25 protein-coding genes are annotated in these 23285 nt (G+C 69.2%); 6 read left to right on the top strand and 19 right to left on the bottom strand.

The window, feature by feature from the left end:
- Window positions 1–3 precede the first annotated feature (3 nt).
- Genes ACFU5V_RS19300 through ACFU5V_RS19290 form a run of 3 tightly spaced genes read right to left on the bottom strand, consistent with a single transcriptional unit; the run spans window position 4 to window position 1648 of the window.
- Window positions 4–273: an acylphosphatase gene (locus ACFU5V_RS19300; RefSeq protein WP_255314957.1), complete on the bottom strand. Its 270-nt coding sequence runs from the start codon at window positions 271–273 to the stop codon at window positions 4–6.
- A gap of 5 nt (window positions 274–278) precedes the next feature.
- The gene (locus tag ACFU5V_RS19295; protein ID WP_378436603.1) at window positions 279–1208 is read right to left on the bottom strand and encodes a hypothetical protein; all 930 of its coding nucleotides are present in this window, start codon (window positions 1206–1208) and stop codon (window positions 279–281) included.
- The gene (locus tag ACFU5V_RS19290; RefSeq protein ID WP_378701256.1) at window positions 1208–1648 is read right to left on the bottom strand and encodes an OsmC family protein; all 441 of its coding nucleotides are present in this window, start codon (window positions 1646–1648) and stop codon (window positions 1208–1210) included. Before ACFU5V_RS19290 ends, ACFU5V_RS19295 begins: the two co-directional genes overlap by 1 nt.
- 147 nt (window positions 1649–1795) lie before the next feature.
- Here ACFU5V_RS19290 and ACFU5V_RS19285 point away from each other — a divergent pair, with 147 nt between their 5' ends.
- Window positions 1796–2494 (top strand): pyridoxamine 5'-phosphate oxidase family protein, encoded by a 699-nt coding sequence (locus tag ACFU5V_RS19285; RefSeq protein WP_378701254.1) that lies wholly within the window; start codon window positions 1796–1798, stop codon window positions 2492–2494.
- On the opposite strand, the gene mutM is transcribed toward ACFU5V_RS19285, so the two are convergent.
- The 10 genes from mutM to ACFU5V_RS19235 form a co-directional block, all read right to left on the bottom strand.
- The gene (gene mutM / locus ACFU5V_RS19280; RefSeq protein ID WP_378436609.1) at window positions 2445–3314 is read right to left on the bottom strand and encodes a bifunctional DNA-formamidopyrimidine glycosylase/DNA-(apurinic or apyrimidinic site) lyase; all 870 of its coding nucleotides are present in this window, start codon (window positions 3312–3314) and stop codon (window positions 2445–2447) included. The genes ACFU5V_RS19285 and mutM overlap by 50 nt on opposite strands.
- Complete coding sequence (rnc, locus tag ACFU5V_RS19275) at window positions 3307–4065, bottom strand: ribonuclease III (protein WP_073359140.1); 759 nt, start codon at window positions 4063–4065, stop codon at window positions 3307–3309. Before rnc ends, mutM begins: the two co-directional genes overlap by 8 nt.
- 19 nt (window positions 4066–4084) lie before the next feature.
- On the bottom strand, window positions 4085–4267 hold the full coding sequence (gene rpmF, locus ACFU5V_RS19270; RefSeq protein WP_005240446.1) for a 50S ribosomal protein L32: 183 nt from the start codon (window positions 4265–4267) through the stop codon (window positions 4085–4087).
- A gap of 2 nt (window positions 4268–4269) precedes the next feature.
- Window positions 4270–4830: a YceD family protein gene (locus ACFU5V_RS19265; protein ID WP_378701251.1), complete on the bottom strand. Its 561-nt coding sequence runs from the start codon at window positions 4828–4830 to the stop codon at window positions 4270–4272.
- A 149-nt stretch (window positions 4831–4979) separates the two neighbouring features.
- On the bottom strand, window positions 4980–5753 hold the full coding sequence (locus tag ACFU5V_RS19260; protein WP_378436619.1) for a DivIVA domain-containing protein: 774 nt from the start codon (window positions 5751–5753) through the stop codon (window positions 4980–4982).
- A 108-nt stretch (window positions 5754–5861) separates the two neighbouring features.
- Window positions 5862–6356 carry a pantetheine-phosphate adenylyltransferase gene (coaD, locus tag ACFU5V_RS19255; RefSeq protein WP_378436611.1) on the bottom strand — a complete coding sequence of 165 codons (495 nt, stop codon included), beginning with the start codon at window positions 6354–6356 and terminating at the stop codon, window positions 5862–5864.
- A complete protein-coding gene (gene rsmD, locus ACFU5V_RS19250; protein WP_378436614.1) occupies window positions 6353–6919 on the bottom strand; it encodes a 16S rRNA (guanine(966)-N(2))-methyltransferase RsmD in 567 nt (188 codons plus the stop codon). Before rsmD ends, coaD begins: the two co-directional genes overlap by 4 nt.
- A complete protein-coding gene (locus ACFU5V_RS19245) occupies window positions 6916–10320 on the bottom strand; it encodes a pyruvate carboxylase (RefSeq protein ID WP_378701249.1) in 3405 nt (1134 codons plus the stop codon). The genes rsmD and ACFU5V_RS19245 overlap by 4 nt, the downstream gene beginning before the upstream one ends.
- A 134-nt stretch (window positions 10321–10454) precedes the next feature.
- Window positions 10455–12713, bottom strand: a complete 2259-nt coding sequence (gene recG, locus ACFU5V_RS19240) for an ATP-dependent DNA helicase RecG (RefSeq protein WP_378701247.1) — start codon at window positions 12711–12713, stop codon at window positions 10455–10457.
- Between the two features lie 8 nt (window positions 12714–12721).
- A complete protein-coding gene (locus tag ACFU5V_RS19235) occupies window positions 12722–14401 on the bottom strand; it encodes a DAK2 domain-containing protein (protein ID WP_378701509.1) in 1680 nt (559 codons plus the stop codon).
- A gap of 236 nt (window positions 14402–14637) precedes the next feature.
- On the opposite strand from ACFU5V_RS19235, the gene rpmB reads away from it, so the two are divergent.
- Both rpmB and ACFU5V_RS19225 read left to right on the top strand, forming a co-directional pair.
- A complete protein-coding gene (rpmB, locus tag ACFU5V_RS19230; protein WP_005240429.1) occupies window positions 14638–14829 on the top strand; it encodes a 50S ribosomal protein L28 in 192 nt (63 codons plus the stop codon).
- A gap of 147 nt (window positions 14830–14976) precedes the next feature.
- Window positions 14977–15777 (top strand): enoyl-CoA hydratase/isomerase family protein, encoded by an 801-nt coding sequence (locus ACFU5V_RS19225; RefSeq protein WP_378701244.1) that lies wholly within the window; start codon window positions 14977–14979, stop codon window positions 15775–15777.
- Window positions 15778–15801: 24 nt separating this feature from the next.
- Here the strand turns inward: ACFU5V_RS19225 and ACFU5V_RS19220 are convergent, their stop codons facing one another.
- From ACFU5V_RS19220 to ACFU5V_RS19210, 3 genes are read right to left on the bottom strand one after another with little or no spacing between them, the layout of a single operon-like run.
- A complete protein-coding gene (locus tag ACFU5V_RS19220; RefSeq protein ID WP_378701507.1) occupies window positions 15802–16479 on the bottom strand; it encodes a uracil-DNA glycosylase in 678 nt (225 codons plus the stop codon).
- Entirely contained in the window at window positions 16476–16997 is a 522-nt protein-coding gene (locus tag ACFU5V_RS19215) for a gamma carbonic anhydrase family protein (protein ID WP_124392762.1), read from the bottom strand. The genes ACFU5V_RS19220 and ACFU5V_RS19215 overlap by 4 nt, the downstream gene beginning before the upstream one ends.
- A 9-nt stretch (window positions 16998–17006) precedes the next feature.
- Window positions 17007–17984 carry a thiamine-phosphate kinase gene (locus ACFU5V_RS19210; protein ID WP_378701505.1) on the bottom strand — a complete coding sequence of 326 codons (978 nt, stop codon included), beginning with the start codon at window positions 17982–17984 and terminating at the stop codon, window positions 17007–17009.
- Between the two features lie 192 nt (window positions 17985–18176).
- Between ACFU5V_RS19210 and ACFU5V_RS19205 the strand changes: the two genes are divergently transcribed.
- Together ACFU5V_RS19205 and ACFU5V_RS19200 are read left to right on the top strand one after the other, a co-directional pair.
- Window positions 18177–18410: an Lrp/AsnC ligand binding domain-containing protein gene (locus tag ACFU5V_RS19205; RefSeq protein WP_378438902.1), complete on the top strand. Its 234-nt coding sequence runs from the start codon at window positions 18177–18179 to the stop codon at window positions 18408–18410.
- A 2-nt stretch (window positions 18411–18412) separates the two neighbouring features.
- Window positions 18413–19009: a DUF3515 domain-containing protein gene (locus ACFU5V_RS19200; protein ID WP_378701242.1), complete on the top strand. Its 597-nt coding sequence runs from the start codon at window positions 18413–18415 to the stop codon at window positions 19007–19009.
- Between the two features lie 19 nt (window positions 19010–19028).
- Here ACFU5V_RS19200 and ACFU5V_RS19195 read toward each other — a convergent pair whose 3' ends face one another.
- The 3 genes from ACFU5V_RS19195 to ACFU5V_RS19185 all read right to left on the bottom strand — a co-directional run bounded on the left by ACFU5V_RS19195 (window position 19029) and on the right by ACFU5V_RS19185 (window position 22359).
- Entirely contained in the window at window positions 19029–20135 is a 1107-nt protein-coding gene (locus ACFU5V_RS19195) for a D-alanine--D-alanine ligase family protein (protein WP_378438898.1), read from the bottom strand.
- Window positions 20136–20230: 95 nt separating this feature from the next.
- Complete coding sequence (locus ACFU5V_RS19190; RefSeq protein WP_378438896.1) at window positions 20231–21355, bottom strand: cystathionine gamma-lyase; 1125 nt, start codon at window positions 21353–21355, stop codon at window positions 20231–20233.
- A 5-nt stretch (window positions 21356–21360) separates the two neighbouring features.
- Window positions 21361–22359 (bottom strand): NAD(P)H-dependent glycerol-3-phosphate dehydrogenase, encoded by a 999-nt coding sequence (locus ACFU5V_RS19185; protein WP_072937764.1) that lies wholly within the window; start codon window positions 22357–22359, stop codon window positions 21361–21363.
- 171 nt (window positions 22360–22530) lie between these two features.
- On the opposite strand from ACFU5V_RS19185, the gene cofC reads away from it, so the two are divergent.
- Window positions 22531–23232: a 2-phospho-L-lactate guanylyltransferase gene (cofC, locus tag ACFU5V_RS19180; protein WP_378701503.1), complete on the top strand. Its 702-nt coding sequence runs from the start codon at window positions 22531–22533 to the stop codon at window positions 23230–23232.
- Window positions 23233–23285: the final 53 nt, after the last annotated feature.

Below are 23285 nucleotides of genomic sequence, written 5' to 3'. Positions count from 1 at the left end.
GGTTCACCGTTCGACGAACCCGGTGAGGTCGCCGCGGGGGGAATCCCATTGCTCCACGACGAGATCCACCGCGCCCGGCGTGTCTCCCGACCGCAGCAGTGTCAGCAGGGTGTCCAGCTTGTCCCGGGGTCCCTCGGCGATGACGAGTACCCGGCCGTCCTTCTGGTTGGCGGCGTATCCGACGAGGCCGAGTTCGAGTGCGCGGGCGCGGGTCCACCACCGGAATCCGACGCCCTGCACGTACCCGTGCACCCATGCGGTCATTCTCTCCATGTCCGTCACGACCGTTCGAGCTTGTAGATCTTCCCGGTGAAGCTGGTGGCGTAGAGCGCGTCCGGGTCCCAGCCCGGTCCTGCGCCGAAGCGCACCGAGGACACGAGGGGCAGTCCGGACGCCAGGGCGCAGCTCTCCCCCGTCGCCGGATCGACCCGGACCACCTTGCCGCCACCGTTGTAGGCGACGTACACGATGCCGTCCGGTCCGACGGTGAGGTCGTCGGCCGCGTTGAGTGGCCCGGAGCCGGGCAACTCGACGGACACGACGGGACCGCGCAGGTCGTCCTCGCGGAGGATCCGCAGCGTGGTGGTGGTGTCGAACGTCGTGACCGTGTACACGGCGCCGTCGTGCACGGCGAGTCCGTCGACCGTTCCCAGATCGGTGCGCACGACCTCCGGTGTGTGAGGCTCGTCGGCCGGGACGCGGGTCAGTCCGGCGCCGGAGCCGAGATTCCGCGCGGTGAGGATGTCGCCGTTGCTCAGCCGGACGAGTCCGTTCGGCATGACCAGCCCCTCGGCCACGGTGCTCGTGTCCCCGGTGTCGAGGTTCACGACGTCGACGGTGCCGGTCGCCGAGCCCGTGACTCCCGAGGCGAAGGAGTTGCCCGTGGCGAAGTACGCGTCGGCACCGTCCACGGCGATCCCACCCGGCGATTCGACCTCGGGCACGATCGGGGTGACAGTGCCGTCGGGACTGACCCCGTCCAGGGCTCCGCCGCCCACCAGGCCCGTCCGCGACACCAGCATGGTGCCCGCGCCGTCGAAGGCCAGGTTCTCGAGCACGCCCGCGCCGGACGTCACCTCCGACACCGACCACGGGGTGCAAGCGCCGCCGGGGGGCGAGAACGCGGGCCCGGCCGCGGCCGGCGCGACCACGAGCAGACCGGCGCAGAGCGCCGACCCGCCCGCGAGTGCGGCGAGCTCGCGCCGCATCATTGTTCCTTCTCGACGGTCAACGTCACTTTCGTCCCGGCCTTCAGCGTCCGCCCGACGGTGCACACCTTGTCGACCGACCGTTCCACGAGCGTGACCAGCCGCTGCTGCGCGTCGGCGTCGAGCTCGCTGAGATCGAGTTCGAGCACCTCGTCGAGCTGCGGGTACACCTCTTTCTCCCGGTCGGCGGCGCCGGACACCCGGATGGTGGCCTCGTAGTTGTCGCCCAGGCGCCGCGACAGCGGGAAGTCCGAGCTCATTCCGCTGCACGCGGCGAGTGCGATCTTCAGGAGCTCCCCCGGGGTGAACACGCCCTCCACGCTCTCCGAGCCGATCAGGACCTCGGCGCCGCGGGAGCTGCGGCCGGTGTACAGCCGGGTGCCCGTTCGCTCGACCCACAGTGTGGTGGGCGCCGTCGTGTCGGAAGTCTGTTCTGCCATGCGCTCAATCCTGCCACCGATGGCCGCAACGCCAGGTAGGCGGGTGGGCGGCACCGGTTTCCACCGATTTGTGAACGCCGATTCTCAGCAGCGGGAACCGGTGGGCCGTAGGGTGAACCGACCAACGACGCCGAGACGTAGCGGGGAATGCAGATGGGCCAGATCGGAAGTGCGGGAGAACGCCGACTTCAATCCGAGTTCGGCACCGGGGATCGTGCCGCCAAGTTCTACTCGGATCAGATGCTGGACCATCTCAATCCGACGATGATCGAGTTCGTCGGACGCCAGGAGATCGCGTTCATCGCCACCGCCGACGCGTCCGGCGAGTGCGACAACAGCCTGCGTGCCGGAACACCGGGATTCATGCACGTCATCGACTCGAAGACCCTCGCGTACCCGGAGTACCGCGGCAACGGCGTCATGGCGAGCCTCGGCAACATCCTGGAAAACCCGCACGTCGGAATCATTCTCGTGGACTTCGTGCAGGACCTCATCGGACTGCACGTGAACGGTTCGGCCCGGATCGTCGACGACGAGGCCCTCCGCTCCGAGATCGCTGATCTGCCGGTGGACCACTCCGGCGGGCGGATCCCCGAACGCTGGGTGGTGGTGGACGTGGAGGAGGCATACATCCACTGCCGCAAGCACATTCCGAGGATGGCACCGGTTCCTCGCCACCGCGAGTGGGGAACCGACGACGTGAAGCGCAAGGGCGGCGATTACTTCGACGCCAAGGCGACGCCGCGCCACGACGCCGACGGCAGGATCGCCGACGGGTCCGCCGAACTCACCCGGGTCATCTCGCCGGGCTTCTCCGCGGCGCCGGCTGGCACTTCGGGCAACTGAACGACGAGCGGTTCATGAACTTCTCCCGCCGGATCGCGGTGCCGCAGCGCGGGCACGGGCGATCCTCCTGACCGTAGGCGGACAGGGAGCGATCGAAGTAGCCCGACTCGCCGTTGACGTTCACATACAACGCGTCGAAGGACGTGCCGCCCTGGGTGAGTGCCTCGCGCATCACCTGCTGGGCGGCGGTGAGCACCGCACGAATCCGGGGACCGGTCAGCCTGTCGGTGAGCCGGTTTCCGTGGATCTGTGCGCGCCACAACGCCTCGTCCGCGTAGATGTTGCCGATGCCGGAGACGACGGTCTGGTCCAGCAGCACGCGTTTGATCTCGGTGTGCTTGCCGCGCACCACCTTCACGGTGGCCGCCAGATCGAAACGCGGATCCAGTGGGTCGCGGGCGATGTGCGCCACCGAGTCCGGCACGAGCGAGCCGTCGACCTCGACGAGGGGCGCGAGCGCCCAGCCCCCGAACGTCCGCTGGTCCACGAACCGGAGGTCGAGACCGGAATCGAGCCGGGCCCGGATGCGCAGATGCTTCTCGGTCGGCAATTCCGGTGGCTGCACGAGCATTTGACCACTCATACCGAGATGGACCACGAGTGCGACCGTGCTGGGTTCGAGGACCAGCCACAGGTACTTTCCGCGGCGGTCGGCGCCCGCGATACGTTCGCCGGTGAGCTGGCCGGAGAGGTCCGCGGCACCGGGCAGGTGACGTCGGATCGCCCGCGGATGCAGGATGTCCACGGAATCGATCGACGCCCCCACGATGTGGCGTTCGAGTCCGCGCCGGACCACCTCGACTTCGGGTAGTTCAGGCACTGACGTCGTCGGCCGCTACGTCGGGGCCCGCGTCGGACAACGCGTTCCACGCCGTGCTCGCGGCCTTCTGCTCGGCCTCTTTCTTGGAGCGGCCGATACCGACGCCGAGAGGTTTGCCGCCGACGATCACGGTGGCGGTGAACTCCTTGTCGTGATCGGGGCCGGTCGCGGTGATCTCGTACGCCGGAACACCGACGCCACGCTCCGCGGTCAGCTCCTGCAGGCTCGTCTTCCAGTCCAGTCCCGCGCCGAGGCGGGGGGCTCGCTGGAGGAGGTCGCTGAAGAGATCGAGGACGACGCGTCGCGCCGTCTCGATTCCGTGCTCGAGGTGGATGGCGCCGAGAATCGACTCCATGCCGTCGGCGAGGATGCTCGGCTTGTCGCGGCCGCCGGTCATCTCCTCGCCCTTCCCGAGCAGGAGATGGGCACCGAGTCCGCCCTCACCGAGGCTGCGCGCCACTTCCGCGAGCGCGTGCATGTTCACGATGCTCGCCCGGATCTTCGCGAGGTCGCCCTCGGACTTGTCGGGGTGCGCGAGGTAGAGCTTCTCCGTGACGGTGACCCCGAGTACGGAGTCACCGAGGAACTCGAGACGCTCGTTGGTGGGCAGGCCACCGTTCTCGTACGCGTACGAGCGGTGCGTCAGCGCCAGGGTGAGCAGTGAAGGCTCGATTTCTACGCCGAGGGCGGCGAGGAGGGAAGCATGATCCTCCTCGCCGCCGGCGGGTGTATTACTGATGTCGCTCGTCACAACGCCTCTCCGTGGAGAACTAGACGGCGGCAGTGACCTGGCGGCCCTTGTATGTGCCGCACGACGGGCACGCGACGTGGGGCAGCGTCTTCTCGCCGCAGCCACGGTTGGGGCAGGTGACGAGGGTAGGCACAGTGGTCTTCCACTGGCTGCGACGCGACCTCGTGTTGGATCGCGACATTCTGCGCTTGGGGACAGCCACTTCTACTTCTCCTCGGCTTCGTTGTTCACAAGATTCTTGCTGGGTTCCGAATCCACGCCAAATTTGGCTGCAAGACCAGCCCAGCGAGGATCAAGTATGTCATGCCCGTGGCCAGATTCGGCAATCGCCAGGCGAACGCCACATTCTGGGCACAATCCTTGACAGTCGTCACTGCAGAGCGGCTGCAATGGCAGTGCGAGGCCGACGGCGTCGATCACGACGGGTTCGAGGTCGATCTCGTCGTCGACGACGTGATAGACCTCCCCCTCCTCCGTGGTCTCTTCCGTGGTGCTGTCCGGGTACGCGAACAGTTCCGTGAGGGTCAGGTCCACCGCGCCGGAGAACGGCTCGAGACATCTCGAGCACTCCCCGACGGTGTCGGCTCGCAACGAACCGGTGACCAGGACCCCCTCGGATACGGCCTCCAACCGGAGATCCAGATCGATCTCCGATCCTTCCTCGATGGCGATCAGGTCGAGACCGATGCGCTGTGGCGCCGTCACCACCCGTTCCACGGTGCGCATCGAACCGGGACGACGGCCGAGTTTGACCGTGTCCAGCACGAAGTCCGCGTCCCGACGGGAACGCGATGAGCTGTGGCGATGGGATGACAACAGGCTTCACTTTCGAGAAAAGGAAAACGACAAAGGGCAACCACTCCACGATACGCAATGAGGGCGGTGGAGCCAAATTCGATCGAGCGTTCCGCCGCTCAGCGGCGACGCTCGGCGCGGCGGTCGTCGACGTCGTAGTCGGAGGCGTAGTCGGGAACACCCGAACCCGTCCGCAACTGCTGACGCCCCCGCCCCACGGACCGGACGGTGCCGTTGAGGAAGTCCTCGAACTCCGCGAGCTTCGTGTCGACGTACAGGTCGCAGTCCGAGCGCAGACGATCCGATTCGGCGTGCGCGGAGTCGATCACCCGGGCCGATTCGGCGTGCGCGGCCTGGACGACCTCCGTCTGCGAGACGAGCCGCGCCTGCTCGGCGGTGCCGTCCGCGACGGACCGCTCGTAGGACGCCTTGCCCGACTCGATCATGCGATCGGCCTCGGACCGCGCCCGACCCGTGAGCTGGTCGTACTCGCGCCGGCCTTCGGCGACGGAGGACTCGGCCTCGGCGCGTGCGTCGGTGACCAATTGCTCGGCGTGCGCGCGGGCCTCGGCCACCATCCGGTCGGCCTGCGCCTTCGCGTCCGCCAGGATGCGGTCGGCGTCGTCGCGGGCGTTCTCGATCGTGGAGTTCGCCTCGGCGTTGGCGCTGGAGACGGTCTTCTCCGCGTTCGCGCGGGCGTCCCCCACCAGTTTGTCCTTGTGGTCCAGGACGTCCTGGGCGTCGTCGAGTTCACCTGGAATCGCATCGCGCACGTCGTCGAGCAGTTCGAGGACGTCGCCGCGGGGAACCACGCAGCCGGCGGTCATCGGTACGCCGCGTGCCTCTTCGACAATCGCGACCAGTTCGTCGAGCGCCTCGAAAACCCGGTACACAAGCAACCCCAATCGTCCGTGACCCTCAGCAGGTCGGCGCAGCCTTCCTCGTGCAAGTCTGCACGACCGGACGCCGCGGGTGGGTCCTGGCAGCCGGTGTGTCGGGTATCAGCTGCTCTCGGCGGCGCGCTCGGCGATCCGCGCGAGAAGGCGGGCGTGCACCTTCTCCGGGAGCATGTCGGAGACGTCGCCACCGAATGTGGCCACTTCCTTCACGAGCGAACTCGACAGGTAGCTGTAGGTGGGGTTGGTCGGGATGAAGAGCGTGTCGACACCACTGAGCTTCTGGTTCATCTGCGCCATCTGCAGCTCGTAGTCGAAGTCGTTCGCACCGCGCAGGCCCTTGACGATCGCCGTGATCCCTTGCTGCTTGGCGTAATCCACCAGCAGGCCGTGCCAGGAGGAGACCCGCACGTTGGGCAGATCGGCGGTCGAGTCTTCGAGCATCTCGATGCGTTCCTCGACCGTGAAGAGGCCACGCTTGTTCTTGTTGACCATGACCGTCACGATGACCTCGTCGAACTGAGCGGCAGCTCTGCCGATCACGTCAAGGTGGCCATTGGTCACAGGGTCGAAGGATCCGGGGCAGACAGCGCCAGTCATGAGTCCAGACCGTAGCAGGTCGCCAACTCGATTCTCGCCTCACCGTACTTCTTCGCCTTGACGGGCGCGAAGCCGTCGGGCCAGGCCGTCTCCGGCGACCTCGACGACCGTTCGAGCACCACGATCGAGCCGTCGCCGACCCAGCCGTTGGCCCGCAGGTGGCCGAGGACCGTCTGCACCGCCGCATCGTCGACGGCGTACGGCGGATCGGCCATCACCAGGTCGTACGGCCGGTCGGCGGTGCCCGCGAGCACCGCGGCCACCGGGGCGCCGCGGACTTCCGCGCCGGGCAGGCCGACCGTCGTCACGTTGTGTTTGATGATGCCCGCCGCCTTCGAGTCGGACTCGACGAGCACCACACGATCCGCACCCCGGGACAGCGCCTCGAGGCCGAGCGCCCCCGATCCCGCGTAGAGATCGAGGACGGACGCGCCCTCGAGGTCCATCCTGCTGTGCAGGGCGCTGAACAATGCCTCGCGGACCCGGTCCGAGGTGGGCCGGGTCCCGCTCGGCGGGACTCGCAGGCGTCGACCGCCCGCGAGTCCCGCGATGATCCGAGTCACTCGCTCGCGGACTCCCCCGTCGCCACGACGGCGAGGAGGTCGCCGCCCTCCACCTGCTGGACCGAACCGATGGCCAGCCGGGAGACGGTGCCACCGCGGGGTGCGGTGATGGCCGCTTCCATCTTCATGGCCTCGATGGTGGCGATCGTGTCGCCGGCCGCGACATGCTGGCCCTCGGTGACGGCGAGGGTCACCACACCGGCGAACGGCGCCGGCACGTGGCCGGGGTTGTTCTTGTCGGCCTTCTCCGCAGCGGGGATCTCACTGGAGATCGACCGGTCACGCACCGACACCGGACGCAACTGCCCGTTGAGGATCGCCATGACGGTGCGGTATCCACGCTCGTCGGGTTCGGAGATGGCCTCCAGCCCGATGAGCAGCTCGACACCCTGCGCGAGGCGGACCCGGTGCTCGTCGCCGCGGCGCAGGCCGTAGAAGAACTGGTTCGCCGACAGCTGCGAGGTGTCGCCGTACTTTTCCCGGTGCTCGAGGAATTCCTTCGTCGGGCCGGGGAACAGCAGCCGGTTCAGCGTCGCACGGCGCTCCTCGGACGTGCCCGCGAGGGCCTTCTCGTCCTCTTCCGACAGCGGCACCTCGGGCTTGGCGTCGCCACGGCCCTCGAGCGCCCGGGTGCGGAACGGTTCCGGCCAGCCGCCGGGCGGGGTGCCCAGTTCGCCGCGCAGGAATCCGACCACCGAGTCGGGGAGGTCGAACTTCGCGGGGTTCTCCTTGAACTCCTCGGTGGAGGCGCCGGAGCCGACGAGGTGCAGGGCGAGATCGCCGACCACCTTCGACGACGGGGTGACCTTCACGAGGCGCCCGAGCATCCGGTCGGCGGCCGCGTACTTGGCCTCGACCTCCTCGAACTTGTCGCCGAGCCCGAGGGCCACGGCCTGCGTGCGCAGGTTCGACAGCTGACCGCCCGGGATCTCGTGCGTGTAGACGCGCCCGGTGGGGGCGGGCAGCCCGGACTCGAACGGGGCGTAGACCTTGCGCAGCGCCTCCCAGTACGGCTCGAGGTCGCACACGGCCTGCAGGTCCAGGCCGGTGTCGTGCTCCGAGTGCGCCGCCGCGGCCACGATCGCCGACAACGCCGGCTGGCTGGTGGTGCCCGCCATCGCGGCCGACGCGCCGTCGACCGCGTCCGCGCCGGCCTGCCACGCGGCCAGGTACGTCGCGAGCTGTCCGCCCGGGGTGTCGTGGGTGTGCACGTGCACGGGCAGGTCGAAGTTCTTTCGCAGCGCGGTCACCAGGGTGGTGGCGGCCGGGGCGCGGAGCAGTCCGGCCATGTCCTTGATCGCGATGATGTGCGCACCGGCCTCGACGATCTCCTCCGCCAGGCGCAGGTAGTAGTCGAGGGTGTACAGCTTCTCGTTCGGGTTCGACAGGTCGCCGGTGTAGGACAGGGCGACCTCGGCGACCGAGGTGCCGGTCTCCCGGACGGCGTCGATGGCCGGCCGCATCTGGTCGACGTTGTTGAGGGCGTCGAAGATGCGGAAGATGTCGATGCCGCTGTTCGTGGCCTCCTCGACGAATGCCCGCGTCACCTTCTCCGGGTACGGGGTGTACCCGACGGTGTTCCGGCCGCGCAGCAGCATCTGCAGGCAGATGTTGGGCACGGCCTCACGCAGCGCCGACAGCCGGTACCAGGGGTCCTCGTGCAGGAAGCGCAGCGCCACGTCGTAGGTGGCACCGCCCCACGCCTCGATCGAGAGCAGTTCCGGGGTCAGCCGGGCGACGTGTCCGGCGACGTCGAGCAGACCGCTGGTGCGCACGCGGGTCGCGAGCAGCGACTGGTGGGCGTCGCGGAACGTGGTCTCGGTGACCGCGAGTGCCTTCTGCTCCCGCAGTGCCTTGGCGAATCCCTCCGGCCCGAGGGCGAGGAGCTTCTGGCGGCTGCCGTCCTGCGGCGGGGCGGACAGGTCGATCTGGGGGAGCTTGTCGCGCGGGTACACCGCCGACGGCCGCTCGCCGTGCGGCTTGTTGACCGTCACGTCGGCAAGATAGGACAGGATCTTGGTGCCGCGGTCTGCGGAGCTGCGCAGCGTGAGCAGCTCCGGGCGCTCCTCGATGAACGAGGTGGTGACCCGTCCCGCCTTGAAATCGGGGTCGTCGAGCACGGCCTGCAGGAACGGGATGTTCGTCGACACGCCGCGGATGCGGAACTCGGTGACCGCGCGGCGAGCCCGGGCGACGGCGGTTTCGAGGTTGCGGCCTCGGCAGGTGAGCTTGACGAGCATCGAGTCGAAGTACGCGCCCACCTCGGCGCCGAGGGTGGCACCGCCGTCGAGGCGGATGCCCGCGCCGCCCGGTGTGCGGTACGCGGTGATCCGCCCGGTGTCCGGACGGAACCCGTTGGCCGGGTCCTCGGTGGTGATGCGGCACTGCAACGCCGCACCGCGCAGCGTGATCTTGTCCTGACTCAGGCCGAGATCGGCGAGGGTCTCCCCCGACGCGATCCGCAGCTGCGACTGCACGAGGTCGACGTCGGTGACCTCTTCGGTGACGGTGTGCTCGACCTGGATACGCGGGTTCATCTCGATGAACACGTGGTTGCCGCGGGTGTCGAGGAGGAACTCGACGGTGCCCGCACAGGAGTAGTTGATCTCCTTCGCGAACGCGACGGCGTCGGCGCAGATCTTCGCCCGCAGCTCTTCCGGAAGGTTCGGGGCCGGCGCGAGTTCGATGACCTTCTGGTGGCGGCGCTGCAGCGAGCAGTCCCGCTCGAACAGGTGGATGACGTTGCCCTGACCGTCGGCCAGGATCTGGACCTCGATGTGCCGCGGGTCGACGACGGCCTGCTCGAGGAACACCGTCGGGTCGCCGAACGCCGATTCGGCCTCACGGGCGGCGGCCTCGATGGACTCCTTGAGCTGCGCCCGCTCGGCGACCCGGCGCATGCCGCGGCCACCGCCGCCTGCGACGGCCTTCACGAACAGCGGGAACTGCATGGTCTCGGCCGCGGCCAGCAACTCGTCCACATCGGCGGACGGCTCCGACGACGCCAGCACCGGCAGACCGGCCGCCTTCGCCGCGGCGATCGCGCGCGCCTTGTTGCCGGTGAGCTCGAGCACCTCGGCGGAGGGACCGACGAACGTGATGCCCGCCTCGGCGCACGCGGCGGCGAGATCCGGGTTCTCGGAAAGGAAGCCGTAGCCGGGGTAGATGGCGTCGGCGCCTGCCTGCTTGGCCGCGGAGACGATCTCGTCGACGGAGAGGTACGCCCGAACCGGGTGTCCCTCCTCGCCGATCTGATAACTCTCGTCGGCCTTCAGACGGTGGATCGAGTTCCGATCCTCGTACGGGAACACCGCAACCGTTCCAGCACCTAGTTCGTAGGCGGCACGGAAAGCGCGGATCGCAATTTCGCCACGGTTGGCGACCAGGACTTTGGAGAACATTGGAGCAAACTACCCCGCCGAAGACGGCCGTGGAGAACAGGCATCCCACATTGCAAGATTCTCCACAAACTTCACAAAGACGCCCCTGACGTGTGCGAATTCTGCAACAGACCCGAAACAGACGTGCGAAGTTCTCACGTTTTCTCCAAATATTCGATGCGGTCGGCGTCGAGCGCCGACGTCACCATCGCCGACAGCCCCGGGTGGTTTTCGAGCCGCGGATCGTCCGCGATCACCGACCGCGCGAACTCGGACGCCGCCGCGATGACGTCCTCGTGGCCGAGCAGCGACAACAGCCGCAGCGTGGACGTCGTGCCCGACTGCGCCGCACCGAGGATGTCGCCCTCGCGCCGGGTGGCGAGGTCGAGTTGCGCGAGTTCGAAGCCGTCGTTGGTCGACGCCACGTTCGACAGTCGCTCGTAGGCGGGGCCGCCCGGATTCATGTCCGTGACGAGAATGCACAGCCCCTGGTGTTTGCCGCGGCCGACGCGGCCGCGCAGCTGGTGCAGCTGGCTGACACCGAAACGGTCCGCGTCGACGATCACCATGATCGTCGCGTTCGGGACGTCGACTCCGACCTCGACCACGGTGGTGCACACGAGGACGTCGATGTCGCCGGCTGTGAAGTCGCGCATCACCGCGTCCTTCTCGTCCGCGGGCAGCCTGCCGTGCAGCAGTCCCACCCGCAGGTCGGGCATGATGTCGCCGCTCAGTTCCTCGAACACGTCGACGGCGGACTTCGTCTCGGGCGCCTTCTCGTCGAACGCGTCCTCGCCGTCGCCCTTCTCGCCGTCGCCGATGCGTGAGCACACCACGTACGCCTGCCGCCCGTCGGCGACGTCCTCGCGGATCCGTTCCCACGCCCGCGCGACCCACTGCGGCTTCTGGGACGCGGGCACCACATTGCTCTTGATCGGGGAACGCCCCTTCGGCAGCTGGCGCAGCGTCGACACCTCTAGATCGCCGAGCACGGTCATCGCGATGGTGCGGGGAATCGGCGTCGCCGTCATCACCAGCAGGTGCGGGCTCAGGCCCTCCCGCGCCCTCGACCGCAGCCGGTCGCGCTGCTCGACACCGAACCGGTGCTGCTCGTCGACGACCACCATCCCGAGGTTGAAGAATTCGACGTTGTCCTGGATGAGGGCGTGCGTGCCGATGACGATTCCGGCGTCGCCGGTGATCGCCTCGTTCATCGCCGTTCGCTTGGCGGCGACGCCCATCGACCCCGTCAGCAGCGCCACCCGTGTCGCCCTCTCGTGCGCCCCGAGTTCCCCCGCGGTCGCGAGGGAGCCGAGCATCGCCCGCAGCGACCGGGCGTGCTGTGTGGCGAGCACCTCGGTGGGAGCGAGCAGCGCGCACTGGTAGCCGGCGTCGACCACCTGGAGCATCGCGCGCAGCGCCACGATCGTCTTGCCCGAACCGACCTCACCCTGCAACAGCCTGCTCATCGGGTGCGGTTGCGCCAGATCGGCGGAGATCTCGTCGGCGACCGAGTGCTGACCGTCGGTGAGCTGGAACGGGAGCATGCTCTCGAACACGTCCGCGATCCCGCCGGGCACGGGTGGGCACGCCGGGGCGACCCGCTCGGCGTTGTCGTGGCGGCGACGGGCGAGCACCAGTTGCAGCGCGGTCGCCTCGTCGAACCGCAACCGGTCGTGGGCGTTCTCGACGTCCTCGCGGGTGTCGGGAAGGTGGACCGACCGCAGGGCTTCGTCGAGTCCGATCAGGACCCGTTCGGCGCGGATGTTCTCGGGCAGCGGGTCGTCGACGTGGTCGAGCTGGTCCAGGATCTGGCGGACGCATTTCATGATCGTCCAGCTCTCCACGTCCCGGGTGGCCGGGTAGAGCGGTATCAGCGCGCGGTCGAACACCGACATGTCGACCCCGGCTCCGGCTTCCTGCGACGCCCGGGCGATGCCGGCGAGATCACCGGCGCCGCGGATCCGGCCGACGTTCACGACGGGGTCCTCGCCGCCCGCGCGTGGTTCGGGAAGGACGAGGTAGCTGGGGTGGGTGAGGCTCCACTTGCCGCGGAAGTATTTCACCGTTCCCGAGAACATCGCGCGCACGCCGGGCTTGATCACGTGCTTGACCTTCTGCGGACTGAAGAAGGTGACGTCCACGTTCTGGGTGTCGGTCGACAGGACCACCTTGAGCATGCTTCCCGGCCGGTTCTTCATCTTCACGACGGCCGCGGACGTGACCCGGGCGATGATCGTGATGTGCTCACCCTCCGGCGGGTCCTTCTCCGCGAGCTCCCGGCCCTGCGAGGCGTACCGGTGCGGGTAGTGCCGCAGCAGGTCCTCGACCGTGCGGATGTCGAACGCCTCCTCGAGCGCATCGGCGGTCTTCTTCCCCAGCAGATGATCGAGCCGGTCGGACAGTGTGGCCATCGAATTCCTCATTCCACCCCGAGTTGCAACAGGTCTCCAGGTTGTCCTCCGTGGTAGATCATCACCTCGACGCCGGGGTGCCGCTGCGAGATGTGATCGGCCAGTTCGGTGTCGAGTCCCTCCGGCGCTTCCGAGCCCATCAGGAGTGTCACCAGTTCTCCACCCGCGCCGAGGACGAGGTCGACGAGCCGGCGTCCGGCGGCGACCGCGTCCGGTTCGATGACGATCACCTCGTGACCCATCAGTCCGATGCCGTCTCCGGGTTCGCAGGTGCCCACGTAGGTGAGGGCACGTTCGCGGGCGATCCGCAGCGATCCCCAGCGGGTGGCGGCGGCGGCCTCGGACATCGCGAACGCGTCGTCCACCGCCTCGCGCTCGGGATCGTGCACCGCCAGGGAGGCGAGCCCCTGCACCATCGCGGATGTCGCGAGCAGCAGGACCTCGTGCCGGGCGTCTCGCGCCGCGGCGCTGACCGCGACGAGTTCCTGCGCCGTCAGCGCGCCGTTGGGGAGCACCAGCACCTCGGTGCGTCCCATCTGCCTGATGACGCCGAGGAGCTGGGCGCGGGTGACGGGGGCGTCGTCGCAGCGCAGGATCGTCGCGCCCTCGCTCGCGAACAGTTCGGCGGCGCCGTCTCCGGCCACGACGGCGACGATTCCCCGCTCGCCCTGATCCGGGCGGGTCCGGACCGGCGGAACGAGCAGTCCCTGGTCCCGGGCGTCGACGAGGAAGCTGCTGACCCGGATTCCGTGGATGCGCCCCGCCGCGAGCCCGGCTTCCACGGCGGCGCCCGCGTCCGTGCAGTGCACGTGCACCGACCAGCCCCCGCCGCCGTCGCCGACGATCACGATGGAGTCCCCGAGTTCGTGCAGGGCGCTGCGCAGCCCCGCCATCCGGGCCTCGTCGGAGTCCGACACCAGGTACATCACCTCGAAGTCCTGGTCCGAGCCCTCGTCGCAGCCGGGTCCGGGATGCGCGTGCGCCGCCTGCGGCGCGCCGACGGCAACGGGTTCGGCGCGGCGCGCGGACGGGGTGCGCCGCGGGACGTGGAGCGCGATCGGCGGGCGATCCGGCGGCGCGCCCGTGACGGCGGTGACGAGCGCGTCGAGGATCACCACGAGTCCGAGTCCGCCCGCGTCGACGACGCCTGCGGTGCCCAGCACCTCGAGTTGCGACGGCGTCCTGGTCAGCGCGGCCGCTGCCGCGTCGGCGGCCGCGCGGGCGGTGTCCGCGATCGGCGCCTCGTCCGGGAACTCCGCCGCCGCGTCGGCGGCACAGCGCAGCACGGTGACGATGGTGCCTTCCACCAGGTAGCTCACGGCGTCCGTCACCAGGTTGGTGGCCATCAGCAGCCCCGTGCGGACCGTCCGGGTGTCGACGGCGGACGCGACGGCCGCCTCCGCGACTCCCCGCAGCACCTGCGACAGGATCACCCCGGAGTTCCCGCGCGCGCCGGCGACCGCACCCCGCGCCAGGGCGATCGCCACCTGGCGGACGTCCTTGGTGCCGCCGTCGGCGCCCGCGTACTCGTCGATCGCACCGAGCGCCGCGCGCATCGTGAACAACAGGTTGGTGCCGGTGTCCGAGTCCGGGATCGGAAAGACGTTGAGGCTGTTGATCTCCTCGCACCGCCGTTCCAGTCCCGCGACGGCGGTCCGCGCCCACAACTCGAGGACTCGACCGTCCATCGGGAGCTCAGGGGCCACAGTCGTCCTCTCCGGCCGGGGAATGGTGAAGGTGCCGTCAGACTAGTCGGGGGACGGTGATCGGGCCCGCGGTCCGAGCCGTTCGGCACCGGGTTTGGCCATTCCCCACTCGAGCGGCTACTCTTGCACGGTTGCCTCGTTAAGGGCGCACTTGCTGTGCCCTGTCTCCACGAGGCCAGCAAATTTCACAGTTCACTATCTTGAAGGAGTTCGCGACTATGGCTGCCGTCTGCGACGTATGCGCCAAGGGGCCCGGCTTCGGTAAGTCGGTCTCGCACTCGCACCGGCGTACCAACCGTCGCTGGAACCCGAACATTCAGACTGTTCGTGCCGAGGTTGCCCCCGGAAACACCCGGAAGGTCAACGTCTGCACGTCCTGCCTGAAGGCTGGAAAGGTTGCTCGGGGCTGACCCGACGCTGCGTGCGATGTCACTGCGCCCCCGGCACTTCGGTGTCGGGGGCGCAGTTCTTTTCTGTCACGCTACGGCCCGATTCGGCATCGTCGCAGCGCATCGGGGCACGACGGGCACCGGCAGGCGCCCACGTAGGGTGCAACGGTGACTTCTCTCGATGGATTCAGCAAAGTACAGCTCGAAGACGGCGTCCTGCGCGTCACGATCGCGACGGCGGAGAACGGCACCTCGCTGGACGGCGAGGGTTTGGTGCAGGGTGCCCGCGCACTCGAGGCGGTCGGTGACCGGATCGGCAGCGTCCTCCTCGTCGGTGAGGGCCCGAACTTCTGCGCAGGCGGCAACGTCCACGCCTTCGCGTCCGCACCGGTGCGCAGCGAGTGCGTCGCCGAGGTGGCGGGTGTCTTCCACGACTTCGTTCGGGCGCTCGACGCCGTGACCGTTCCGGTGATCGCCGGTGTTCACGGCTGGGCGGCGGGCGCCGGCATGAGCCTCGTCTGCCTCACGGACGTCGCGATCGGCGGCCCCGGCACCAAGCTGCGCCCCGCCTACCCGTCGATCGGCTACACGCCGGACGGCGGCATGTCCTGGACGCTGCCGCGCATCGTCGGCGACGCCCGTGCGCGGGAGATCCTGATCACCGACGCCGTTCTCAGCGGTGACGAGGCCGTTCGCCTCGGCATCCTCAGCCGCCTCGTCGGCGACGACGTCGTCCAGGACGAGGCGCTGCGCCTGGCCCGCACCCTCGCGGCCGGCCCGACGTCGTCCTACTCGGGGATCAAGACACTCGTGCGCGACTCGCGGTCCCGCACTCTCGCCGAGCAACTCGACGCGGAGGCCGAGTCGATCGCCGCTGCGGCCGACAGTCCGGTGGGACGCGAGGGCGTCGACGCCTTCATCGAGAAGAGGCGTGCCGATTTCGCGTCGGTGAAGGAAGCGCAGGACTGACGAGGTCGTACGAGCCGTCCCGGCTTACGGCAGCTGCCAGTTCACCGGTTCCGCGCCCAGGCCGTCGAGGAGTTCGTTCGCGCGGCTGAACGGCCGCGAGCCGAAGAATCCGCGCGAGGCGGACAGCGGTGAGGGGTGCGCCGACTCGATCGTCGGCACGTCGCCGAGCATCGGTTTCAGGGTGGACGCGTCCCGGCCCCACAGAATCGCGACGAGGGGTTCGGGGCGCGCCACGAGAGCGCGAATGGCCTGTTCGGTGACCGCCTCCCAGCCCTTCTTCCGGTGCGAGGCCGGGAGTCCGGGCTGCACGGTGAGAACCCTGTTCAGCAGGAGCACGCCCTGCCGGGACCACGGGGTGAGGTCGCCGGTGGTCGGCGTCTGGTAGCCGAGGTCCTTGCTGTACTCGGTGAAGATGTTGCCGAGACTGCGCGGCACCGGCTTCACTTCCGGCGCGACCGAGAAGCTCAGACCGACGGCGTGACCGGGTGTGGGGTATGGATCCTGCCCCACGATCAGGACCTTGACCTCGGAGAACGGGTGGGTGAACGCCCTCAGGACGTTCTCCCCGGCGGGGAGGTACTCACGACCGTCGGCGATTTCCGCGCGCAGGAACGCGCCCATCTCCGTGATCCGTCCGGACACCGGTTCGAGCGCCTCGGCCCATCCGGCCTCGACCAGGTCCGACAGCGGCGCCGCCATCAGTCGAGCCTGCGCAGCGACTCGCGGTAGTAGGCCGCGTTGGCGGCGTACATCTTCACGTTCCGGTCGAGGTGCCCCTCGGGAACCTCGTAGCCCTGCCGGATCTTCGCGGGGACGCCGAGCGCCATGCTCCGCGGCGGAACCTCGAACTTGAACGGGACGACGGCGCCTGCTCCGACGATCGACCCTTCGCCGATGACCGAACCGTTGAGCACGATCGAACCGGACGCGATCAGGCAGTGGTCGCCGATCGTCGATCCCTCGATGTGCGCCGCGTGGCCGACGACGCATCCCGAGCCGATGACGGTGGGATCGAACACCGTGCAGTGGATGACGGTGCCGTCCTGGATGTTGGTGTCGGCGCCGACGGTGATGGTGCCGTAGTCGGCGCGGAGCACGGCCTGCGGCCACACCGAGGTTCCCGCCGCCAGGGTCACGTTTCCGATCACCACGGCGTCGGGGTGGACGTAGGCGTCCGGATGGATGTCGGGTTCGCGGTCCCCGAGCGCGTAGATAGCCATGCGTGCAACCTATACCGCGAAACTCTGCCAGCCGCCGGCCCCCGGCCAGGTCTCGCCGTCGACCGAGATGCCGGACCCGTCGTGGACGACGCCGATGCGGGTCCACCCCGCCGGGAGCGGGACGTCGCCGGGGAAGGTGGCGGCGAAGCCGTGGTCCTCTCCCCCGGTGAGCACCCATTCCCAGTGGTCGGCGCCGAGAGCCGTCGCCGCCGACATCAGGTCGGGTGACACGGTCACGTCGGATCGGGTGAGCGACATCCCGACTCCGGAGGCGTCGCAGATGTGGCCGAGATCGGCGAGGAGCCCGTCGGAGATGTCGGTCATCGCGTGAGCACCGCCGTCGGCGGCCGCCCGGGCCGCGGCGTACGGCGGGGTGGGGACGCGGTGCGCGGCGAGAAGGTCCGGGAAATCCGTGGATCCGCCGAGCAGCAGTGCGAGACCGGCCGCCGATCGGCCGAGTTTTCCGGCCACCGCGACCACGTCACCCGGCCGCGCGCCCGACCGCCGGATCGGGCTCCGGCCGCCGAGATCGCCGAGGACGGTGACGGAAATCACGATCTGGGCGGCCTGCACCAGATCCCCGCCGACGACGCCGGCTCCGAGTTCCTCGGCGCTCTCCCCTATCGCCGCGGAGATGCCGTCCGCCACGTCGATCGGCGTGTCCGGCGGCAGGCCGAGGGACACCAGGAACGCTGTCGGTCGCGCCCCCATCGCCGCGACGTCGGCGGCGTTCTGGGCCACCGCCTTGCGACCGATGTCTCGCGGCGAGGACCAGTCGAGCCGAAAATGCCTGTCCTGCACCAGCATGTCGGCGGACACCGCCACCCGGCCGTCGGCCGCCCGGACGAGGGCGGCGTCGTCTCCGGGACCGATCAGGGTGGTCGGGGGCTGCACGCGGCCCTCCACCGCGCGGCCGATGACGGCGAATTCGCCGACGTCGGCGACGGTGAGGGGCGGAGTCGGGTCCGGGGAATCCGTCGGTGTGATGGTGTGCCTCCAGGCGCGCCGTAGTGTCGGGTGACCCGTGCGACGGCTGTGGGCCCGGTCGACGGAATGTGCGCCTGCGGTACCTTTTAGCTGTTGCCGGGACTACTCGGCACGTGACCGATCAGCGCGCCGAAGCACCCGCGACTCTACCGAGACACCTGCGGGGCGGAACAGGGAAGGGCCGGAGCGAGAGTGCAAGCGTTCATCCTGATCCAGACCGAAGTCGGCAAGGCTGCGGCGATCGCGACCGAGATCGCGAAGATCACCGGAGTGCGGACCGCCGAGGACGTACTCGGACCGTACGACGTCATCGTGCGGGTGTCCGCCGACGACGTCGCTCCGGTGGTCAAGGAGATCCGTGAGGTCGCCGGCATCACCCGCACCCTCACCTGCGACGTCCCCGAAAAGTCTGCGAACAAGAACTGAGCATGTCCGATCTCGAACCCGAACAGAACGCATCCGACGGCACTTCCGGCCCGGCTCCCGCGGAGCGACGGAATCCGGCGCTCATCGCGACGGCCGTGGCGCTTCCCGTTGCCCTGATCATCGGCATCGTCGTCGCCGCGGTGTTCGCCGGACGGAACCCGGTCAAGGAACCGGTGTCGCTGGGGCCCGTGCCCGCGCCTGCGTCCGGCTCCCCGGAGTGCGCCGCCCTGATGGCGGGCCTCCCCGACGCGCTCGGCGACTACACCCGGGCGGAACTCACCGAACCTGCACCCGAGGCGACCGCCGCGTGGCAGCCGGCCGAGGGCGAACCGCTCGTGCTGCGGTGCGGCCTGGACCGTCCCGCGGAGTTCGATCAGGCGTCACCGCTGCAGGTGATCGACGGGGTGCAGTGGTTCGAGATCTCCGGTGCGAGCGCTGGAATCGACGCGAGCAGCTATTTCGCCGTCGACCGCGGCGTGTACGTCGGACTCACCGTTCCCACGGGTGTGGGCCCGACGCCGCTCCAGGACATCTCCGGCGCGGTGTCGCAGGTGCTGCCGCAGAAGCCCCTCGATCCGGCACCGGTCGCGAATCCCTGAGCGCCGGACCGCCGTGTCGCTACCGAAGGCCGGTGCCCCGTGCAAGGGCGGTGTCGACGAGCGTCGAGACGAGGGTGCCGTAGTCGACGCCCACCGCGTCCCACATGCGCGGGTACATCGAGATCGACGTGAATCCCGGCATCGTGTTGATCTCGTTGATCACCGGGCCGTCCTCGGTGACGAAGAAGTCGACGCGCGCGAGTCCCTGGCAGTCGAGCGCTGAGAATGCTCGCACGGCGAGTTCGCGGATCTGGTCGCTGACCGCGTCCTCGAGTTTCGCGGGCACGTCGAACTCGCACACGTCGTCGAGGTATTTGCTGTCGAAGTCGTAGAACGCTTCGTCGTCGCCGGCGCCTTCCGGCATCCGGATCTCGGCGATCACGCTGGCCCGCACTTCGCCGTCCGGGAACTCGAGCACTCCGCACTCGACCTCGCGGCCGGCGATCCCCGACTCGACGATCACCTTGGGATCGTGCTTGCGGGCGTGGGCGATGGCGTCGTCGAGTGTGGCCCACTCGGCCACCCGGGTGATGCCGATGGACGACCCGCCGCGGGCCGGTTTCACGAACACCGGGAGCTGGAGGCGCGACTTCTGTTCGTCGGTCAGCGTGGCGGTGCCGGGACGCAGGACGACCTGGAACCCGATCGGCAGGCCTTCCGCGGCGAGCAGTTTCTTCGTGAATTCCTTGTCCATGCCTGCCGCGCTCGCCAGCACGCCGGGACCGACGTACGGGACACCGGCGAGTTCGAGGAGGCCCTGGATGGTGCCGTCCTCGCCGTAGGCGCCGTGCAGGACGGGGAAGACGACGTCGACGGACGCCAGGATCTTGCCCGCTTCGCCGTCGTCGAGGGCGACGAGATCGCCGGATCGCGTCGGGTCGGCGGTGAGCGCCAGTGCGGACCCGTCGGCGTCGACGCTGGGCAGCGCCCGGCCGCGGATGGACAGCGTCTCGGGGTCGGTGGAGCCGAGAACCCACGAACCCTCGGTGGTGATGCCGATCGGCACCACCTCGTACCGTTCCGGGTCGAGATTCCTCAGGACGCTTCCGGCCGACACACAGGACACGGAATGCTCGTTGCTGCGGCCACCGAAGATGACGGCTACCCGGGTACGCGGTTTACTCACGACACAAACCGTACCGTCGCCGTGACCCACTCACCGCACCCACCTCTCCTCACGTTTTCTTCGACGACCTCAGGACACGACGGGCGGCACGCACGTCACAATGCGGACAGTGCACTCTCGAGATCGGCGACGAGGTCGTCGGTGTCCTCGATTCCGCACGAGAGCCGCACGAATCCGTCGGGCACGGGGTCGCCCCATCGGGCTCGGCGGTCGGCGCTGGTGTGGATGCCGCCGAAACTCGTCGCCGGTACGAGCAGGTCGCTGCCTGCCACGAGTCGGTGGAACTGTTCGGCGGAGTCCACCTCGAACGTCACCAGGCCGCCGAACCGGCGCATCTGCCCGGCGGCGACGGCGTGCGCAGGGTCGCCTGGGAGCCCCGGGTACCGGACGTGGTGGGCAGCCGGGTGCGTCTCCAGCAGGGCCGCGATCGCCAGGGCGTTGGCGCATTGCCTCTCGAATCGCAGCCCCGCCGTTCCGAGGCTCCGGTGGGCGAGCCACGTCTCGAACGGGCCCAGCACCGTGCCCGATAGCGCCCGCTCGCGTTCCATCCCGGCCAGGAAGTCGGCGTCCGACGCGGCGATGTATCCCATGAGCAGATCGCTGTGACCGCTCAAAGTCTTTGTGCCGCTGGCGACTACCACGTCCGCACCCAGCTCGAGTGGTTGCTGGCCGAGCGGGGTGGCGGTCGTGTTGTCCACCACGAGAACGGCGCCCGCGTTCGCGCACTGCTCGGACACGGCCCTCAGATCCACCACGTCCAGGGACGGGTTGGCGGGGGTCTCGGCCACCACGACCGTCGTCCCCTCGGCGGAGGCCAGCAGTGCGGCGGCCTCCTCGCCGGCCATGTCGGCGGTCCGCAGTTCGTGCACGGTGATGCCCATCGGCTCCAGACGCTCCCGCGCGTACGCGCGCACCTGGTAGTAACCGTCGGACGGCACGACGACGGTGTCGCCGGCGGTGAGCAGACTCCGCAGCACGACGGTGATCGCCGACATCCCGGAGCCGACGACGAGCGCGCCCGCGGCGCCCTCGAGCGCCGCCAGTGCCGACTCGAGATCGCGCCAGCCCGGGTTGGAGGCCCGTGCGTAGGTGTCGGATTCACTCCCCTCGTCCGCGCTCAGCTGGAAGGGCGCCGCGAAGACCGGACCCCTCTGCATCGGCGAACCGGGAACTTTTTCTGCTGCAACGGCTTTGACGCAGCGGGTCGAATCTCCACTCACGTGTGTCACTCCGGCTTCGTGCGGCGGCCGAGCAGCTGACCGATCGCGTCCTGCACCACGAGACCCTCGTGGCACACCCGGTGCACGGCGTCGGTCAGCGGCATCTCGACGTCGTAACTGGCCGCCAGGGCACGCACCGAGGAGCACGATTTGACACCCTCGGCGACCTGACCGTGGGTGGCCGCCTGCGCGCTCTCGATCGATCCGCCCTGACCGAGACGCTCCCCGAACGACCGGTTCCGGGACAGGGGCGACGTGCATGTGGCGACCAGATCGCCCACCCCGGCGAGACCCGCAAGGGTGGCGGGTTTCGCACCGAGCGCAACTCCGAGCCGGATGATCTCGGCGAGACCGCGAGTGATGATGCTCGCAATCGTGTTCTCTCCCAATCCGATTCCCGATGCCATTCCGCAGGCGAGGGCGATGACGTTCTTGCAGGCGCCGCCGATCTCGCAGCCGATGACGTCCGAATTCGTGTACGGCCGGAAGTACCCGGTGGCCGAGGCCTTCTGCAGTTCCAGCGCCCGCGTCGAATCCGTGCACGCGACGACCGTGGCCGCCGGCTGGCCGATCGCGATCTCCCGGGCCAGATTGGGCCCGGACAGCACGGCGACGCGCCCCGGATCCGCCCCGGTGACCTGGATGATCACCTGACTCATCCGCATGAGGGTTCCGGTTTCGATGCCCTTGGCGAGACTCAGCATTGTCGCGTTCGCGGGGATCATCGGACTCCACACCTGCAAGTTGTCGCGCAGGGACTGCGACGGCACCGCGAGGACCACGATGTCGGCGCCGTCGAGCGCGGCCCGCGCGTCGTCGGTGGCGGTCAACGACGGCGGCAGGGCGATGCCCGGCAGGTAGTCCTCGTTCTCGTGCCGCGACACGATCGATTCGGCGACCTCGGCGCGTCGCGCCCACATGGTGACATCGGTCCCGGCGTCGGCCAGGACCTTCGCAAATGCAGTCCCCCATGAACCCGCTCCCAGTACCGCAGCCTTGCTCACACAGCCCCCTCGTCGTTCGTTACCCGATGCGTCGCCCACAGTATTGCCGATGCCGAGGTCGGGCGCCGCCCCGCTACCGAACTCGTTCGCTGCTCAGCCGCGACCCGGGCGTCCGGCGCACCCCCACGCGCGGGCTGGCAAGATATCCGCATGAGCACAGCGACCCGATCCGTGATGCCCCGCGCGCACGTACTCGTCGCGGTGAAGGAACTCCACGCGGCCAAGACACGGCTCTCGGGTGTCTTCGACACGGACGACCGCACCGGACTGGTGCTGTCGATGCTGCGCGACACCCTGGCTGTCGTCAGCGACGTCGCGACGGTCGTCGGTGTCACCGTGGTCACGCCGGATCCGGCGGTGGCCCGGCTCGCCCGCAGCGTCGGCGCCCACGTCTACGCCGATCCCGCCCCCGTCGCCGCCGACAATCTGCCGGAGGGGGCCGGCACCGAGCGCGGACTCAACGCGGCGCTGGCCGCCGCCGCCGAGCACGTGCGTCGCAACGAGAGCGGAGTCGACGTCGTTGCACTGCAGGCCGACCTTCCGTCGCTGCGCGGCGGCGAATTCGGCGAAGCACTCGCCGCGGCGAGAACCGGCGGCAGGTCGGTGGTCGTCGATCATCACGGCACCGGAACGGCCGCGCTGTTCTCCTGCGACCCCGAGATTCCGCTCGATCCCCGGTTCGGACCGGGGTCGGCGAAGCGACATCTCGACTCGGGGGCGCGCCCCCTCGACGGGCACTGGCCGGGGCTGCGGACCGACGTCGACACCGCCGACGATCTCGATGCGGCGCAGGCACTCGGCGTCGGACCAGCGACGCGTGCCGCACTCGACGCGCTCGAACACACCACGCCCTCGCGCTGCGGAAACGAGTAGCCGGCGCACGCCGTGTGAATTTGCCCCATCGATTGTCCGCGGCCGAATTCTCG

It is taken from the genome of Rhodococcus sp. NPDC057529 (genome assembly GCF_042802055.1).
GTDB lineage: Bacteria > Actinomycetota > Actinomycetes > Mycobacteriales > Mycobacteriaceae > Rhodococcus_F.
This window is presented reverse-complemented; position numbering and strand designations above follow the sequence as displayed.

Coding starts and splice junctions, on each gene's coding strand:
- ACFU5V_RS19300 (WP_255314957.1), bottom strand. CDS start 273: ATGGAGAGAATGACCGCATGGGTGCACGGGTACGTGCAGGGCGTCGGA.
- ACFU5V_RS19295 (WP_378436603.1), bottom strand. CDS start 1,208: ATGCGGCGCGAGCTCGCCGCACTCGCGGGCGGGTCGGCGCTCTGCGCC.
- ACFU5V_RS19290 (WP_378701256.1), bottom strand. CDS start 1,648: ATGGCAGAACAGACTTCCGACACGACGGCGCCCACCACACTGTGGGTC.
- ACFU5V_RS19285 (WP_378701254.1), top strand. CDS start 1,796: ATGCAGATGGGCCAGATCGGAAGTGCGGGAGAACGCCGACTTCAATCC.
- coaD (WP_378436611.1), bottom strand. CDS start 6,356: ATGACTGGCGCTGTCTGCCCCGGATCCTTCGACCCTGTGACCAATGGC.
- ACFU5V_RS19245 (WP_378701249.1), bottom strand. CDS start 10,320: ATGTTCTCCAAAGTCCTGGTCGCCAACCGTGGCGAAATTGCGATCCGC.
- recG (WP_378701247.1), bottom strand. CDS start 12,713: ATGGCCACACTGTCCGACCGGCTCGATCATCTGCTGGGGAAGAAGACC.
- ACFU5V_RS19235 (WP_378701509.1), bottom strand. CDS start 14,401: ATGGACGGTCGAGTCCTCGAGTTGTGGGCGCGGACCGCCGTCGCGGGA.
- rpmB (WP_005240429.1), top strand. CDS start 14,638: ATGGCTGCCGTCTGCGACGTATGCGCCAAGGGGCCCGGCTTCGGTAAG.
- ACFU5V_RS19215 (WP_124392762.1), bottom strand. CDS start 16,997: ATGGCTATCTACGCGCTCGGGGACCGCGAACCCGACATCCATCCGGAC.
- ACFU5V_RS19200 (WP_378701242.1), top strand. CDS start 18,413: ATGTCCGATCTCGAACCCGAACAGAACGCATCCGACGGCACTTCCGGC.